This is a genomic window from Pseudomonas sp. 1L-E-NC-VB-C3 (assembly GCF_057291535.1).
Window position 1 is genome coordinate 110,654 of the sequence record NZ_JBXAWD010000001.1, and the last position, 16,699, is coordinate 127,352.

At 60.2% G+C, this 16,699-nt stretch carries 15 protein-coding genes; 5 read left to right on the forward strand and 10 right to left on the reverse strand.

All coding sequences use genetic code 11. The annotated features are described in order from the left end of the window. Positions 1 to 12: 12 nt before the first annotated feature. Positions 13 to 519: a retropepsin-like aspartic peptidase RloA2 gene (rloA2, locus tag AC0Z5Z_RS00480; protein WP_041476742.1), complete on the reverse strand. Its 507-nt coding sequence runs from the start codon at positions 517 to 519 to the stop codon at positions 13 to 15. A 280-nt stretch (positions 520 to 799) separates the two neighbouring features. On the opposite strand from rloA2, the gene AC0Z5Z_RS00485 reads away from it, so the two are divergent. Beyond that, on the forward strand, positions 800 to 1,687 hold the full coding sequence (locus AC0Z5Z_RS00485; protein ID WP_375122791.1) for an acyltransferase: 888 nt from the start codon (positions 800 to 802) through the stop codon (positions 1,685 to 1,687). Position 1,688: 1 nt separating this feature from the next. On the opposite strand, the gene AC0Z5Z_RS00490 is transcribed toward AC0Z5Z_RS00485, so the two are convergent. Further along, positions 1,689 to 2,246: a DUF2780 domain-containing protein gene (locus AC0Z5Z_RS00490; RefSeq protein WP_041476745.1), complete on the reverse strand. Its 558-nt coding sequence runs from the start codon at positions 2,244 to 2,246 to the stop codon at positions 1,689 to 1,691. A 282-nt stretch (positions 2,247 to 2,528) separates the two neighbouring features. On the opposite strand from AC0Z5Z_RS00490, the gene AC0Z5Z_RS00495 reads away from it, so the two are divergent. Next, a complete protein-coding gene (locus AC0Z5Z_RS00495; protein ID WP_110646294.1) occupies positions 2,529 to 2,837 on the forward strand; it encodes a hypothetical protein in 309 nt (102 codons plus the stop codon). 62 nt (positions 2,838 to 2,899) lie between these two features. Here the strand turns inward: AC0Z5Z_RS00495 and fdhA are convergent, their stop codons facing one another. The 8 genes from fdhA to AC0Z5Z_RS00535 form a co-directional block, all read right to left on the reverse strand. Beyond that, positions 2,900 to 4,099 (reverse strand): formaldehyde dehydrogenase, glutathione-independent, encoded by a 1,200-nt coding sequence (gene fdhA / locus AC0Z5Z_RS00500; protein ID WP_016772834.1) that lies wholly within the window; start codon positions 4,097 to 4,099, stop codon positions 2,900 to 2,902. 154 nt (positions 4,100 to 4,253) lie between these two features. Then, a complete protein-coding gene (purU, locus tag AC0Z5Z_RS00505; RefSeq protein WP_039757644.1) occupies positions 4,254 to 5,111 on the reverse strand; it encodes a formyltetrahydrofolate deformylase in 858 nt (285 codons plus the stop codon). A gap of 216 nt (positions 5,112 to 5,327) precedes the next feature. Continuing rightward, on the reverse strand, positions 5,328 to 5,960 hold the full coding sequence (locus AC0Z5Z_RS00510) for a sarcosine oxidase subunit gamma (protein ID WP_485610570.1): 633 nt from the start codon (positions 5,958 to 5,960) through the stop codon (positions 5,328 to 5,330). A 142-nt stretch (positions 5,961 to 6,102) separates the two neighbouring features. Then, entirely contained in the window at positions 6,103 to 9,120 is a 3,018-nt protein-coding gene (locus tag AC0Z5Z_RS00515; RefSeq protein WP_485610571.1) for a sarcosine oxidase subunit alpha, read from the reverse strand. Continuing rightward, entirely contained in the window at positions 9,117 to 9,446 is a 330-nt protein-coding gene (locus AC0Z5Z_RS00520; protein WP_253496574.1) for a sarcosine oxidase subunit delta, read from the reverse strand. Before AC0Z5Z_RS00520 ends, AC0Z5Z_RS00515 begins: the two co-directional genes overlap by 4 nt. A 14-nt stretch (positions 9,447 to 9,460) precedes the next feature. Then, entirely contained in the window at positions 9,461 to 10,711 is a 1,251-nt protein-coding gene (locus AC0Z5Z_RS00525; protein ID WP_016772829.1) for a sarcosine oxidase subunit beta, read from the reverse strand. Between the two features lie 21 nt (positions 10,712 to 10,732). Then, positions 10,733 to 11,986: a serine hydroxymethyltransferase gene (gene glyA / locus AC0Z5Z_RS00530; protein ID WP_024014589.1), complete on the reverse strand. Its 1,254-nt coding sequence runs from the start codon at positions 11,984 to 11,986 to the stop codon at positions 10,733 to 10,735. 273 nt (positions 11,987 to 12,259) lie between these two features. After that, positions 12,260 to 12,967, reverse strand: coding sequence for a TraX family protein (locus AC0Z5Z_RS00535; protein ID WP_485610572.1), 708 nt, complete (start codon positions 12,965 to 12,967; stop codon positions 12,260 to 12,262). A gap of 126 nt (positions 12,968 to 13,093) precedes the next feature. On the opposite strand from AC0Z5Z_RS00535, the gene AC0Z5Z_RS00540 reads away from it, so the two are divergent. The 3 genes from AC0Z5Z_RS00540 (at position 13,094) to AC0Z5Z_RS00550 (ending at position 16,242) form a co-directional block, all read left to right on the forward strand. Then, complete coding sequence (locus AC0Z5Z_RS00540; protein WP_016772826.1) at positions 13,094 to 14,134, forward strand: threonine aldolase family protein; 1,041 nt, start codon at positions 13,094 to 13,096, stop codon at positions 14,132 to 14,134. 159 nt (positions 14,135 to 14,293) lie between these two features. Beyond that, positions 14,294 to 14,779, forward strand: coding sequence for an Hcp family type VI secretion system effector (locus tag AC0Z5Z_RS00545; protein WP_095181378.1), 486 nt, complete (start codon positions 14,294 to 14,296; stop codon positions 14,777 to 14,779). Further along, on the forward strand, positions 14,776 to 16,242 hold the full coding sequence (locus tag AC0Z5Z_RS00550) for a hypothetical protein (RefSeq protein ID WP_485610573.1): 1,467 nt from the start codon (positions 14,776 to 14,778) through the stop codon (positions 16,240 to 16,242). Before AC0Z5Z_RS00545 ends, AC0Z5Z_RS00550 begins: the two co-directional genes overlap by 4 nt. The last annotated feature ends 457 nt before the right edge of the window (positions 16,243 to 16,699 follow it).

The following is a 16,699-nucleotide window of genomic DNA, read 5'->3' on the forward strand; positions in this document are numbered from 1 at the left end:
CAATCAGACCACTTAGCAGTCAGGCTTGTCGGCGGTGTAGCGCCGCGCCGGGTTTACCGCCGCGCCGAACTCGCGCAAGGCCTTGGCGCCGATCAGCAGCGGATAGTTGAAGTGGCTGCGGTCGGTCAGGTTGACCTCGACGGTGCGCTTGACGTTGCCCAGGCAAAGTTCCAGATCGACCACCGGGCGCTTGGCGACATCGCTGCTGTCGCGCTCTTCATCGTCCTCGTCGGAACGGCTTTTGATCTTGCTGATCCGCGCGACCTTGTGCTCGAAAACCTTGTTGCTGGCGTCCTTGGTGGCGAGGCGAAAACGCACCCAGTCGTCGCCATCACGGGTGAAGGTCTCGATGTCCTTGGCCGACAGCGAGGCGGTCAGCGCGCCAGTGTCCATCTTGGCCTTGAGCACTTCGCCACCGATTTCCGGCAGCGCGATGTATTCGTAGCGACCGTACAGCGTCGGCTCGGCGGCCATGACCGGAAGCGCGACGAGGGCAAACAGAGCAAGGAGGGATTTCACGTAAGGGGCTTCCTTGGAAATTGAGGGCGGCAAACTGGGATTTTAGACACGCGCCAAGTTATTCGTTCGCTTCTCGGCCCCCTTCGCGAGCAGGCTCGCTCCCACATTTGAAATGCATTCCCCTGTGGGAGCGAGCCTGCTCGCGAAGAGGCCAGTGCATTCAGATCCAATCTTGAGCGAAGCATACCCGGCGAAAAGTGAAACATTCGTCAGCGCCGATTTGGCCTGCTGCGCGAAGCTGCTTATCATGGCTCGCCCCTGCCACTTCATAGAGTTGCTTATGCGCCGCCTGCTCACCGGCTGTTTCGTCACCCTGCTGCTGTTGCTCAACACCCTGGTCCTGATCGGGCCATTGATGGTGTTTGCCCTGCTCAAACTGGTCGCACCCGGGCGCTGGCGGGATTACGCATCGGGGGCGGTGATGTGGATTGCCGAGACCTGGGCCGAGATCGACAAGCTGATCTTCCGGCTGTGCATCCCGACGCAATGGGACATTCGCGGCGGCGACGATCTGCGCCGCGACACGTCCTATCTGGTGGTCAGCAACCATCAATCGTGGGTCGACATTCCGGCACTGATCCAGACCCTCAACCGGCGCACGCCGTTCTTCAAGTTCTTTCTGAAGAAAGAGCTGATCTGGGTGCCGTTCCTCGGCTTGGCGTGGTGGGCGCTGGATTACCCGTTCATGAAGCGCTACACCAAAGCCTTTCTGGCAAAGAACCCCGAGCTGGCGGGCAAGGATCTGGAAATCACCAAAGCGGCGTGCGAGCTGTTCAAGCGCCAGCCGGTGACGGTGGTGAATTATCTGGAAGGCACGCGCTACACCCTGGCGAAAAGCACCCAGCAGGAATCACCGTTCAACCACTTGCTCAAACCCAAAGCCGGCGGCGTGGCGTTCGTGCTGGCGGCGATGGGTGAACAACTCGATGCGATGCTCGATGTGACGGTGGTGTATCCGCAGGAAAAAATCCCGGGCTTCTGGGACCTGATCAGCGGCAACGTGCCGCGAGTGATCATCGACATCAGGACCCGCGAACTCGACCCGACGCTGTGGCAGGGCGATTACGAGAAAGATCCGGCCTTTCGCCAACACGTCCAGAACTGGGTCAACCAGCTCTGGACCGAAAAGGATCAGCGCATCGTCGAGCTGCGCAACGAGCGCCGCTGACTCAGGTGCCCGTGCCGACACCCCAGATGCTGCCCAGGCTGCTCAACAGCGAACCGCCGACGCCCTGCTGACCGAGGTATTGCAGCAGCACCGGGGCAAACTGGCCGATCATGCCGCTGTCCATGCCCAGCGCGCTGAACGCGTTGTTCAGGTCGTTGCTGTCTTTGACATTGCCCAGCGCATTCTCAAGGCCAGCGGACTTGCCGGACGAACCGAGCAACGCGCCCAGCGCCGCCAGATTGCCGCTGCCACCGGACAACTTGTCGATGCCCGGCACTTCCTTGGCCAGTTGCGAATAGTCGGTGCTGCTCAACTGATTCTTCGCCAGCCCGAGCATCGCACTGGTACCGCCAACGGCCTGCTCCGGCGTGACGTCCAGCGCACTCAGAGCACTCAACAAACCAGCGGTCTCCGAGGTCGGCGCCGCAGCAGCCGCCTTGTCACCACCCTGCATCCCCGCTACCGCACCGGCCACGTCGTTCAAACTGAAACCGGCAAACACCGGCCCGGCGGCCAGAGTCAGGAGCGATGCCAGGGCAAAACCGCGTGAAATCTTCATTCAGACATCCTCTTGGGAAAAAGCTGCCACCGGACAACGGCGACGAAACTGCCGGTTTGACCGGGTATTGGGCGGCATGTTCCTCGCGGCGCATCCCCTTCTCTACGCACTCACCAAAATGAATTGTTCAATCGTTGAATAGCCACTTCACTATTCGACTTCACACTGAAAACCCGACTATTTATTTCGATTGGAACTAACGAACTGTCAGATCTGACAGTTGGCAGTCATAACGATGCAAGTGAATATCTCCACTCCAATTACGTAACGGAGTACGAAAAGATGAAGTTGAAAATTGTCACTGGCACCCTGCTTGGTCTGACCATGATGAGTACTGCCTATGCTGCAACCTGCCCAACGATATCAGTGACTCATGCGCAAGGCGCCGAAGATGTCACCTTCACTTCTGCCCGACTTAAAGATAAAGACACTGCCAATTCAGTTGTCATCTGCCGATACGAAGGTGAGGCAGACCTTGGCGTCTCGGCTGGCTACAGAAACGACACTCCGGTTCAAGCCACCGGTAGCAATTGGAACGGTGATGAGTGTGCAACCAAGGATGGTGACGCCCGCAAATGCGCCTTTAAATAACTGGTCGTGTTCAGAACAAAAAAGGGCAGCCCGATCGGCTGCCCTTCTTACATGGGTAGAACTTACGCCGCACTGAACAACTTATGCGGATCAATCACAAACTTCTTCGGCACACCCGCATCGAACTCGCCGTAACCTTCCGGCGCCTGATCGAGGCTGATCACTTGCACGCCGACCACTTCGGCAATGTTGATGCGGTCCCACATGATCGCCTGCATCAACTGGCGGTTGTACTTCATCACTGGAGTCTGGCCGGTGTGGAAGCTGTGGGATTTGGCCCAGCCCAGGCCGAAGCGGATGCTCAGGCTGCCCATTTTCGCGGCAGCGTCGACGGCGCCCGGATCTTCGGTGACGTACAGGCCGGGGATACCGATCTTGCCGGCAACGCGCACCACGCCCATCAGTGAGTTGAGCACCGTGGCCGGGGCTTCGGCCTTGACGCCGTCGTGGCCGTGGCCGCGTGCTTCAAAGCCAACGCAGTCCACCGCGCAATCGACTTCCGGCTCGCCCAGCAGCGCGGCGATCTGTTCGTGCAGCGGGGTGTCTTTGGACAGGTCGACGACCTCAAAGCCCTGGGCCTTGGCGTGGGCCAGGCGGATGGTGTTGACGTCGCCGACAATCACCACCGCCGCACCGAGCAAACGTGCGGAAGCGGCAGCGGCCAGGCCGACCGGACCGGCGCCGGCGATGTAAACGCTGCTGCCCGGACCGACGCCGGCAGTAACCGCGCCGTGATAGCCGGTCGGGAGGATGTCGGAGAGGCAGGTCAGGTCGCGGATTTTCTCCATGGCCTTGTCGCGATCCGGCAGTTTCAGCAGGTTGAAGTCGGCGTACGGCACTAGCACGTATTCAGCCTGGCCACCGGTCCAGTCGCCCATGTCGACGTAACCGTATGCGCCGCCGGCACGGGCCGGGTTGACGGTCAGGCAGACGCCGGTGTGTTGCTCCTTGCAGGAACGGCAGCGCCCGCAAGCTACGTTGAACGGAACAGAGACCAGATCGCCGATCTTCAGGTTTTCGACGTCGGAGCCCTTTTCGATCACCTCGCCGGTGATTTCGTGACCCAGCACCAGACCGGTCTGCGCCGTGGTCCGGCCGCGCACCATATGCTGGTCGGAGCCGCAAATGTTGGTGGAAACCACTTTGAGAATGACCCCATGCTCGATCTTGCGACCGCGCGGGTCCTGCATTTTCGGGTAGTCGATTTTCTGCACTTCGACCTTGCCAGCGCCGAGATACACCACACCACGATTGCCAGACATGCTTTCACCTCGCTGTTGTTTTTATGGAACTGCGTTGCCCCGGTTGGGCAGCGCGTTGAGTGCTCGGTAAATCAGAAGATCGCAGCCTTCGGCAGCTCCTACATGGATCGCATCCCCCTGCAGGAGCTGCCGAAGGCTGCGATCTTTTGGCGATCTAGAGAACGACGGTTCTGTTGGCGTTCAGGAACACCCGTCTTTCGATGTGATACCCAACCGCCCGCGCCAAGGTCAGGCCTTCGATATCCCGGCCCTTGGCAATCAGGTCTTCGGGGTAATGACTGTGATCCACCGCCTCGACGCCTTGGGCAATGATCGGCCCTTCATCGAGGTCGTTGTTGATGTAATGCGCCGTCGCGCCCACCAGTTTCACGCCCTTGTTGTAAGCCTGGTGATAAGGCTTGGCGCCCTTGAAGCCCGGCAACAGCGAGTGATGAATGTTGATCGCCTTGCCGTCGAGCTTGCGGCACAGCTCCGGCGATAGCACCTGCATGTAGCGGGCGAGGATCACCAGTTCGGCGCCGGCTTCTTCGATCACCTGCCAGACCTGACGCTCCTGCGCCGGTTTGTCGTTGGGGTCGAGAGGGAAATGGTAGTAGGGAATCTGGTGCCAGTCGGCCAACGGCTTGAGATCCGGATGGTTGGACACCACCGCCGCGACGTCCATCGACAACTGGCCGATGCGCTGGCGATAGAGCAAGTCGTTGAGGCAGTGATCGGCCTTGGAGACCATGATCACCACTTTCGGTCGGTAGTTCGGCGCGGTCAGCTCAAAGAGCATGCCGAACGCCTGCCCGCGCTCGGCCAGCCCGGCGCGGAAGGATTGTTCGTCGAAGCCGTCGGGCTGACGGAATTCCACGCGAATGAAGAAACGCCCGGAGAGGCGGTCATCGAACGAGTGGTGCTCGGTGACATAACAGCCCTGCTCGAACAGAAAACGCGTGACCGCGTCCACCGTGCCGAGGACGCTGGGACAGTCGGCGGTCAGAATCCATGTGTCTGGGGCGCGGCTCATGGTGCGGTGACTCCTGTTCGTTGTGCGGGGTGTCAGGTTTTCCCCTCACCCTAGCCCTCTCCCAGAGGGAGAGGGGACTGACCGAGGTGTTCTTTCGAGCTACGCCGACCTGAAATAGCGCGTCGAACTCAGGCTCGAAAAACACACAAATCTGCTCCCTTTCCCCCTCTCCCCCTCAGGGGGAGAGGGCTGGGGTGAGGGGGTGGCTTTTGATCTTCAGGCCTGAACGCTCAGCCCGTACTCGGCCGAAGCATCCTGCAACCACAACCACCAGTAATCCGAGAAACTGCGCCGGATCAGCAGTTCCCAGGTGTCTTCGGCGGTATGACGAATCATCAGCTGCGACTTGGCGAACACCGTGCCCACCGCTTTGCCGACCGGGAAGTTGTTCGGGTGCACGTCATAGCTGGTGGATTTCATCAGCACCTGACGTACGTTCGGCCCGCTCAGTTCGAGGATCTGCTGGCCACCGCTGACGTTGACGATGGCGATGTGCAGATCACCCAGCGCTTCGCGCAGTTTCTGCTCGGCGGCGAATTCTTCGCCGCTTGGCACGACCAGCAGCCACTCGTCCGGGCCCATCCATTGCAGGCTGGTTTCGCCTTTGACGATCACGCTCAGCGCGCCGGGCAATTCAATGCCAAGCGCCTTGTGCACACCGGCAGCGAATGCGGCATCGTGGCCATCGCCACGAATGGTCAGGTGGCCGAGGAGTTTCTTTTCCCGCACGATCACGCCGGCGTTCTTGCGGCCCTTGCCGACCAGGCTGGCGAGGTCGGCATGGTGCAGCGACGACTCGGCACGGGCGCCGGTGGTCGGGCGTTGCTGGTAAACATTGGCTGTGGTCATAAAGCACCTTCTGAATTCTGTTGGTTCCTGTGGTTGCTGTGCCGCCGCCTTCGCGAGCAGGCTCGCTCCCACAGGGGAACGCGATCGAATGTGGGAGCGAGCCTGCTCGCGAATAGCCGCCCGCCCACCGCTCCCGAGGTTGTCAGATGTTCTGGCGATCACCCTTCGGATCGAAGAACACCGAAGAAACGATTTCCGCCTCGATCACGCTGCCATCGGCCAGGGGTGCGAACACCCGCTCGCCCATGCGCTTGAGACCGCCCTTGACCACACCCATGGCAAACGAATAACCGAGGGAGTTGTGCGCGTAACTCGAGGTCACGTGGCCGACCATGGTCATCGGGATCGCCTGTTTGGTGTTGAACACCAGCTGCGCACCTTCCGGCAGCCATTTGGTCGGATCGATCGGCTTCAGGCCCACCAGTTGTTTGCGCTGATCCTTGACGCAATCTTCCCGGCTCATGCCGCGTTGGCCGATCCACGAGAACGGTTTGGTGCGACCGACACACCAGCCCATGTTGAGATCGTCCGGGGTCATCGAGCCGTCGGTGTCCTGGCCGACGATGATGAAACCCTTCTCGGCCCGCAGCACGTGCATGGTTTCCGTGCCGTACGGCGTCAGGTTGTACTGCTTGCCGGCCTCGACGATTTTCTCCAGCACGCCCATCGCATAGTCGGCCTGCACGTTGACTTCGTACGACAGCTCACCAGTGAACGAGATACGGAACACCCGCGCCGGCACATCGCCGACCAGACCTTCTTTCCAGGTCATGAACGGGAACGCTTCGTTGCTCAGATCAATGTCGGTCACGGCGCTGAGCAGCTTGCGGCTGTTCGGCCCGGACAGGGTCATGGTCGCCCAGTGATCGGTAACGGAGGTGAAGTACACCTTCATATCCGGCCATTCGGTCTGGTGGTACAGCTCCAGCCATTGCAGCACGCGAGCCGCGCCGCCGGTGGTGGTGGTCATGACGAAATGGTTGTCGGCCAGGCAAGCCGTCACACCGTCGTCGAAGACCATGCCGTCTTCTTTGCACATCAAACCGTAGCGAGCCTTGCCCACGTCGAGCTTGGTCCAGGCGTTGGTGTACACGCGGTTGAGAAACTCGCGGGCATCCGGGCCTTGAATGTCGATCTTGCCGAGGGTCGAAGCATCGAGCAGGCCAACGCTGTCGCGCACGGCTTTGCATTCGCGCTTGACCGCCGCGTGCAGGTCTTCACCGTTTTTCGGGAAGTACCAGGGACGTTTCCACTGACCGACGTCTTCAAACTCGGCGCCGTTCTTCACATGCCAGGCATGCAGCGCGGTGTAGCGCACCGGTTCGAAGATGTGCCCGCAATGCCGACCGGCCACGGCGCCGAAGGTCACCGGCGTGTAGTTCGGACGGAACATGGTGGTGCCCATCTGCGGGATGGTCACGTTCAGCGAACGGGCGGCAATGGCCAGACCGTTGACGTTGCCGAGCTTGCCCTGATCGGTGCCGAAGCCCAGCGCGGTGTAGCGTTTGACGTGCTCGACCGACTCGAAACCTTCACGGGTCGCCAATTCGATACCACCGGCGGTGACGTCGTTCTGGAAGTCGACGAATTGCTTCGGTGCACGCGCCGAGTTCTTCTCGTGCGGCACCTGGAACAGCGCCAGGGTCGGCTCTTCGAGACGGCTCAGGGCTTTCGGCAACACGCCTTCGACGGTCTGGAAACCGGCTTCAGCGGCAGCGCGCACGCCACCTTCGAAACCGTCGGCCAGCGAATCGCCCAGCGCGTAGACGCCATTGATGCCACCGACGCACACGCGTTTCTGCGGTGCTTCGCCCGGTACGAAACCGAGGATGTCTTCGCGCCAGACCGGTTTTCCACCCAAGTGCGATGCCAGGTGAACAACAGGGCTGTAACCGCCGGAGCTGGCCACCAGGTCGCAGTCGAGCCATTCGCCCGGACTGGTCACGGCGTGGGCCTTTACGTCAATCGCGGCGACGCGGGCAGCGGTCACACGCTTGCTGCCACGCACTTCGATGACGGCGCTGCCGGTGAGGATGCGAATGCCTTTGGCGCGCGCTTCTTCGACCAATGCACCGCGCGGATTGCTGCGGGCATCAGCGATGGCGACCACTTGCAGACTGGCATCGAGCCAATCCAGAGCGACGCGATAGGCGTGATCGTTGTTGGTCGACAGCACCAGTTTTTTGCCCGGCGCTACGCCATAACGACGCACGTAGGTCGACACCGCGCCGGCTAGCATGTTGCCCGGCACGTCGTTGTTGCCGTACACCAGCGGACGCTCGTGGGCACCCGTCGCCAACACCACGCGCTTGGCGCGGACACGGTGGATGCGCTGCCGCACCTGACCGATTGGCGCGCGGTCACCGAGGTGATCGGTGAGGCGTTCGTGAATGGTCAGGAAGTTGTGGTCGTGGTAGCCGTTGACCGTGGCACGCGGCAACAGCAGCACGTCCGGGGTGTTCTTCAATTCAGCGATGACACTGGCAACCCATTCCATCGCCGGTTTGCCGTCGAGGCTTTCGCGCGAGTCGAGCAGGCTGCCACCGAACTCTTCCTGCTCATCGGCCAGAATCACTCGGGCACCGCTGCGCGCAGCGGCAAGGGCAGCGGCGAGACCGGCCGGGCCGGCACCGACGATCAGCACGTCGCAGTGCTGATTCATGTAGTCGTAGGTGTCCGGATCGTTCTCGGTCGGCGAACGGCCGAGGCCGGCAGCCTTGCGGATGTACTTCTCGTAAGTCATCCAGAACGATTGCGGGTACATGAAGGTTTTGTAGTAGAAACCCGGCGGCATCAGCTTGCCGCCGACCTTGCCGAGAATGCCCATCATGTCGTTGTTGACGCTCGGCCAGCCGTTGGTGCTGGTGGCGACCAGGCCCTGATACAACGCCTGTTGCGTGGCGCGCACGTTAGGAATCTGCGTGGCTTCGGTGGCACCGATCTGCAGCACGGCGTTCGGCTCTTCGGAACCGGCGGCGAAGATGCCGCGAGGGCGCGAATACTTGAAGCTGCGGCCGATGATGTCGACGCCGTTGGCGATCAGTGCAGCGGCCAGCGAGTCGCCTTCGTAGCCTTTGTAGGTCTGGCCGTTGAAGGTGAAGCTCAGCACTTTGTTGCGGTCGATCCGTCCACCGTTGGACAGGCGATTGGTCTGGCTCATACCTTCTCTCCCAGCGCCGTCGCGGCTGTTTTCGCAGTGCCAGCCTTGTCGGTGAATTGCGGCTTCTCGCCGATCTTGTAGCTCTCGAGAATCTCGTAGGTCACGGTATCGCGAGTGACGTTGAAGTACTGGCGGCAACCGGCAACGTGGTCCCACAGTTCGTGGTGCAGACCGCGCGGGTTATCGCGAAAGAACATGTAGTCGCCCCACTCTTCATCGGTGCAGGCGTTCGGATCCAGCGGACGCGGGATGTGCGCCTGACCGGATGCGTGGAATTCCTCTTCAGAGCGCAGTTCGCCGCAGTGAGGACAGAAGATATGCAACATGGGGATTTCTCCTGTTAGTGGGCAACCGCAGCAGCGCCGTGTTCATCGATCAACGCACCGTTGTGGAAACGGTCGATGGAGAAAGGTGCAGCCAATGGGTGCATTTCACCCTTGGCCAGACTCGCGGCAAACACGTTGCCCGAGCCGGGTGTAGCCTTGAAGCCACCGGTGCCCCAACCGCAGTTGAAGAACATGTTTGGTACCGGCGTTTTCGAGATGATCGGGCAAGCGTCCGGGGTGGTGTCGACGATACCGCCCCACTGGCGGTTCATGCGCACGCGGGACAACACCGGGAACATCTCGACGATGGCCTGGATGGTGTGTTCGATCACCGGGTACGAACCACGCTGGCCGTAGCCGTTGTAGCCGTCGATACCGGCGCCGATCACCAGGTCGCCCTTGTCGGACTGGCTGATGTAACCGTGCACGGCGTTGGACATGATCACGCTGTCGATAATCGGTTTGATCGGCTCGGACACCAGCGCTTGCAGCGGGTGGGATTCGATCGGCAGGCGGAAACCGGCAAGCTTGGCCATGTGCCCGGAGTTACCGGCCGTCACCACGCCGACGCGTTTGGCGCCGATGAAACCCTTGTTGGTTTCAACGCCGATGCACACGCCGTTTTCCTTGCGGAAACCGATCACTTCGGTCTGCTGGATCAGGTCCACGCCCAAGGCATCGGCGGCACGGGCGAAGCCCCACGCCACGGCATCGTGACGGGCGACGCCGCCGCGACGCTGCACGGTCGCGCCCATGATCGGGTAGCGGGTGTTTTTCGAGCAGTCCAGGTACGGAATCTCGTCCGCAACCTGCTTGGCGTCGAGCAATTCGCCGTCGACGCCGTTGAGGCGGTTGGCACTGACCCGACGCTCGGAATCACGGATGTCCTGCAGGGTGTGGCACAGGTTGTAGACGCCACGCTGGGAGAACATCACGTTGTAGTTGAGATCCTGCGACAGGCCTTCCCACAATTTCATCGCGTGTTCGTAGAGGTGCGCCGACTCGTCCCACAGGTAGTTGGAACGCACGATGGTGGTGTTGCGCGCGGTGTTACCGCCGCCCAGCCAGCCTTTCTCGACCACGGCGACATTGGTGATGCCGTGCTCCTTGGCCAGATAGTAGGCCGTCGCCAGGCCGTGCCCGCCGCCGCCGACGATGACCACGTCGTAGACTTTTTTCGGGGTGGGCGTGCGCCACATGCGCTGCCAGTTCTCGTGGTGGCTGAGCGAGTGTTTGAACAGGCCGAAGCCGGAATAGCGTTGCATAGTCATTACTCCAAAACCGACTCAGCGATAAACCGGGAAGTCTGCGCACAGGGCCGAGACCTGCTGGGCGACATTGGCCTCGACATCGGCGTCGCCGAGGTTGTCGAGGATGTCGCAGATCCAGCCGGCGAGGGTTTCGCACTGGCTGACCTTGAAGCCGCGCGTGGTCACCGCCGGGGTGCCGATGCGCAGGCCCGAGGTCACGAACGGCGACTGCGGGTCGTTCGGCACGGCGTTCTTGTTCACGGTGATGTGGGCACGGCCCAGCGCGGCGTCGGCGTCCTTGCCGGTCAGGCCCTGACGGATCAGGCTGACCAGGAACAGATGGTTGTCGGTGCCGCCGGACACAACATCGTAGCCGCGCTTGATGAACACGCTGGCCATCGCCTGGGCGTTGTCGATCACTTGTTGCTGATAAGCCTTGAAGCCAGGCTCCAGTGCTTCCTTGAAGCACACCGCTTTACCGGCGATGACGTGCATCAGCGGGCCGCCCTGGGCACCGGGAAAAACGGCGGCGTTGAGCTTCTTCTCGATCTCTTCGTTGGACTTGGCCAGGATCAGCCCGCCACGCGGACCGCGCAGGGTCTTGTGCGTGGTGGTGGTGACCACGTCGGCGTACGGCAGCGGATTCGGGTACAGGCCCGCAGCGACCAGACCGGCGACATGGGCCATGTCGACGAACAGCAGCGCGCCGACCTTGTCGGCGATCTGACGGAAGCGCGGGAAGTCCAGAGTCTTCGAGTAAGCGGAGAAACCGGCAACGATCATTTTCGGTTTGCACTCGACCGCCAGACGCTCGACTTCGTCGTAGTCGATCAGCCCGGTGTCGGTGTTGATGCCGTACTGCACGGCGTTGTAGAGCTTGCCCGAGGACGACACTTTGGCGCCGTGGGTCAGGTGACCGCCGTGGGCCAGGCTCATGCCGAGGATAGTGTCACCCGGTTGGATCAGCGCCAGATACACGGCGCTGTTGGCCGAAGAACCGGAGTGCGGCTGGACGTTGGCGTAGTCGGCACCGAACAGTTGCTTGGCGCGTTCGATGGCCAGTGCTTCGACTTTGTCCACATGCTCGCAGCCACCGTAGTAGCGCTTGCCCGGATAGCCTTCGGCGTATTTGTTGGTGAGGCCGCTGCCCTGCGCTTGCATCACGCGTTTGCTGGTGTAGTTCTCCGACGCGATCAGCTCGATGTGATCTTCCTGACGTTGCTCCTCGGCATTCATCGCCGCCAGCAGTGCATCGTCGTAACCCTGGATCTGGTCTTGCTTGCTGAACATCGCGTCTCTCCCAGCGGCATCTGTGCGCCATTCGTCTCGGTAAGGCACTGGCAATGATGGCAGTGCCCTTTGATGCGATGGTATGACCGGCACAGACAGCTCAAATGCCTGCGCGCGCCACGCAAAGGTGCGTTTACGACATGGCTGGAAATGCTCTCTTCGAAACGCCGGAGATCCACTGTGGGAGCGAGCCTGCTCGCGAAGAGGCCGGCACATCCGACATAGAAGTTGACTGGCAGACCGCTTTCGCGAGCAGGCTCGCTCCCACAGGGGTCAGGCGATGATTTGGCGGATGGCAAGCAGCAGGAGGAAATGCGCGGGATACAGCGCATAGGCCCAGCGCCGCATCGGTGGTGGCTGCAGATGTCGCCCATGTCGCAAAAAGAACATTCCCAGCATCGGCGCAAACAGACATGTCGCCAGGCCGAGAATCGCCACGCTGTTGCCGAACCGCGCCGATTCGAGCAGCACCTGCCATTGGTTCGCCGCCAGACACACCAGCCCCGGCAACAGGCTGAACCAGGGTCGGCGGAACACCAGCAGCATCGCCAATGGCAACAATACGCCGAAGAAACCGAACATCAGTCGTTCTGAAAAAACCGCCGCAACCACCAGCGCGGCCGGCGCGAGCAACCGTGGCACCGACGCTGAGTCCTGCCAGCCGCGCGCCACCAGCAAGCCCAGCGCCAGCGTCGGCATCACGTTGAACGTGTCAGGGTCGGGGATATAAAAGCGATAAGGGATTTCGCTGATTGCACTGAACAGCAACAGCCAGCCCAGATAGCGCCATTCCATTTTGCGCGAACCGTCTCGTGCCAGATTCGCCGCCATTGCCAGGCAAAACCATGGAAACGCCAATCGCCCGGGCACATACGACCAATCGGCGGAGAAGCCGACATATCGCAGGTGATCGAGCAACATGCTCAGCAACGCCATCCACTTGAGCAGATCCAGGGCACCGTCGCGTTGGCTCAGGTGCATAATCGGCCCATAAACTGGTAATTTTCCCCACCCGACATCGCATGTGCTCCCCGGAAGATCTTCGGTAAAGTGCGCATCCTCATTGACCACGAGCCTTCACAAGAGTCTCGATTACGGAAGCCGGCCATGACCGACAAGAGCCAACAATTCGCCAGCGACAACTATTCCGGGATCTGCCCTGAAGCCTGGGCTGCCATGGAACAGGCCAACCACGGCCACCAGCGCGCTTACGGCGACGATGAATGGACCGCCCGCGCGGCGGATCATTTCCGCAAACTGTTCGAAACCGACTGCGAAGTGTTCTTCGCCTTCAACGGCACCGCCGCCAACTCGCTGGCCCTGTCGTCGCTGTGCCAGAGTTACCACAGCGTGATCTGCTCGGAAACCGCCCACGTCGAAACCGACGAATGCGGCGCTCCGGAATTCTTCTCCAACGGCTCGAAGCTGCTGATCGCCGGCACTGAAAACGGCAAGATCACCCCGCAATCGATCCGCGAAGTCGCACTCAAGCGTCAGGACATCCACTACCCGAAACCGCGCGTGGTGACCCTGACCCAGGCCACCGAAGTCGGCAGCGTCTACACCCCGGAAGAAGTCCGCGCCATCAGCGCAACCTGCAAGGAACTGGGCCTGCACCTGCACATGGACGGCGCACGGTTCTCCAACGCTTGCGCATTCCTCGGCTGCTCGCCCGCCGACCTGACCTGGAAAGCCGGCGTCGACGTGCTGTGTTTCGGCGGCACCAAGAACGGCATGGCGGTGGGTGAAGCGATCCTGTTCTTCAACCACAAACTGGCCGAAGACTTCGACTACCGCTGCAAGCAGGCCGGGCAACTGGCATCGAAGATGCGCTTTTTGTCGGCACCGTGGGTCGGCATTCTGGAAAACGACGCCTGGCTCAAATACGCCCGCCACGCCAACCACTGCGCGCAACTGCTGGCAGAACTGGTCAGCGACATCCCCGGCGTCGAACTGATGTTCCCGGTGCAGGCCAATGGAGTGTTCCTGCAACTCTCGGAACCGGCCATCGCTGCGTTGACTGCAAAGAACTGGCGCTTCTACACCTTCATCGGCAAGGGCGGCGCACGTTTCATGTGCTCCTGGGACACCGAAGAAGAGCGCGTGCGCGAACTGGCGCGCGATATTCGCGAGGTCATGTCGGCCTGATTCCCCTCCCTAGTTGCATTCCCATGCTCAGCACGGGAATGCAACCCAGAGGCTGCGCGTCGCAGACCTGCATTTTCAGAATCGGACTACACCAAGGCCTACAGAAAGCACGAAAATCCCGCCATAGACTGCCCGCTCCCGATTCAAGGAGCGCACGCGATGGCAATTCCCGGCTACATGACGATCATGGGCAAGACCCAAGGGCTGATTTCGGCAGGCTGCTCAACGCCTGATTCGGTCGGCAACAGATATCAGGCGGCACACACCGATCAAATCATGGTGCTGTCGTACAGCCACAACCTCGCCAACCTCGACAACTCTCACCGAGCCACCCACGCGCCGGTCATAGTCACCAAAGTCGTTGACAAATCTTCACCGCTGCTGGCCCAGGCACTGGCCAACCGTGAAGAGATCGACTGCAAGATCAACTTCTACCGAACCTCCCCTCAGGGTCAGCAGGAAAAATACTTTTCTGTCTCGATCGACGGTGCGGTGCTCACCGAACTGAACCTGGATATGCCCCACGTCATTCTGCACAACGACGCGGAACCTCAGGAGCAGGTCGCCATTCGTTATCGTGGCATCAGCTGGGTGCATCACCTCGCCGGGACCAGCGGCCATGCCTCGTGGGGCGAAGAAGGTTGAGCGATCAGCGCCATGGTCTCAGCGACGTTCGACACGTTGCCGGCAAGCTGCTCGGACAGGCACAGACAGTCGGCTCACATCATCTGGCATTCGGCAGTGCGCGCGTGCAGTTCAATCAGGAGGTCGCGCGCTTCGCCAAGGGCATTGTCGATGATGTCGCCAGCGGCCGCCTTTCAGCGGACATGGGCCTTGACGCCCTCGCACAGGAACAGCGCCATCTTCTGAACCAATCCAGAGTTCTGGTACGCGGCACTAAAGGTGCCATTCATGAAGCGGTAAAAAAACGCCCGTTATCGATGCTCAGGCAGCCTGCCTCGCGCTCCGATCCAGACAGGTTGCTGCGCGCGATTCATCAGCAGAACCTCAGAGTGGCGCGCGTTAATAACAGCAGCACCGCGCGCAGCCCTCACCCCGTCAACGACTTGAAGTTCTTCCCCAGCGAGCACTGGCCGCAAGATCGCCCGGCCCCATCTGAGCCGGGGTTTTACATCGTGCCGAAAAGCATTGTCGCCGAGAAGCTCGAGGCACAGCTGTTCCCCTACGCCAACCCGAATGTCATCGCCAGATTCAGAAGTTTGAATCCGACCCCGGACATGATTAAAGCCGGTTCGATGATAGTGCTGAGCGACCCTGACAATCAGCAATGCACATACGAAGAAGCGTTGCTGATGCAGACCGCCCGTTTCGTCAGTGCGACGCTGGAACCACTGACCGTGGAAGAAGCGGATTTCATGGCGCAGCACTATGGCGTGATCCAGACCGCACTCGCCTATGAATCAAAAGTGATCGGGGTCGTCACGGCCATGGCGGCCAATCATCTGGATGGCATAAAAAATGTCCTCGCGGATCTTGAGAAGCTGCATGTTCATACGCTGGACGCAAAAGGCAGCCTGAACTCGAAGCCGTTCAAAAAACAACGTGCGCAGTTGCTGGAGAAACTGGACGTCCATCTCAACCGGTTCACGCGGCAAAGCATTGGTCTCCCGGATCACCCGAGCCTCAAGACCGCTCTCGGCATCGATCATCCTCACCTTGTGCACCGCTGGAGAAAGGCTGGCGGCATCGGCCAGAACCCAGGTTATGCCACACATATTCGGGCTATCAGCCAAGCGTCACAGTACGTCAAATATGGCGGCTGGATCGGCACAGCAGTAGGCGGTGGCGCCTCGGCCTTGAAGGTGCAGGATGTGTGCCTGCATGGGAATACCGAGGCGTGTGAAAAGGTGAAATTCACGGAAACCGGAAGCTTTATGGGTGGCATGGTTGGAGGAGCAATCAGCAGTCGCCTCTTGACTGCGCCACTAGCAGCGAAAATTTGTCTGGGAATAGGCGTTCCGACAGGAGGAGTTGGCACCTTGGTCTGCGGTGCAGTAGCGGTGGGAGTCGGATCTCTTGCAGCGGTAATAATAGGTGAAACATTGGGCGAAGATGCTGCTGAGATAATTTACCAAGATACTCGATGAGTCGCCTGACCAAACATTGCCCAGGACAAAACCAGCGAACACTCCAAGCAGAACTAAATAGCGTCTTTCTTTATGAAACCACGAACAAAAATATGCAAAACATGCAGCGCCAAAAATAAAAAGACACTTTCCAAATGTCATGTTTGTGGCTGCAGGTTTGAAAAACGCCTGCCGCAGCCAAGAAAATGGTTTGCCCTTACACCGAGAAGGCGTGGACTTCTGATATGCGACCTGACGACCCTATGCTTGTTTATCGTTGCTGCTCGCGCAATTTACAAACAGAGCATTCAATTACCTTACAGAATTCAGAGAAAAACCCAGTGGTACGAATTTAACGGATTGGAAATAGCAGCCCCCTTGTCAGCAATGTTTATGCTTGCGGTTTTGATGACGACTTTTTCAATCATCATTGGAGACCAAGGCAAACATTTCAATTCAAAGCCATTTGATCGCGTCT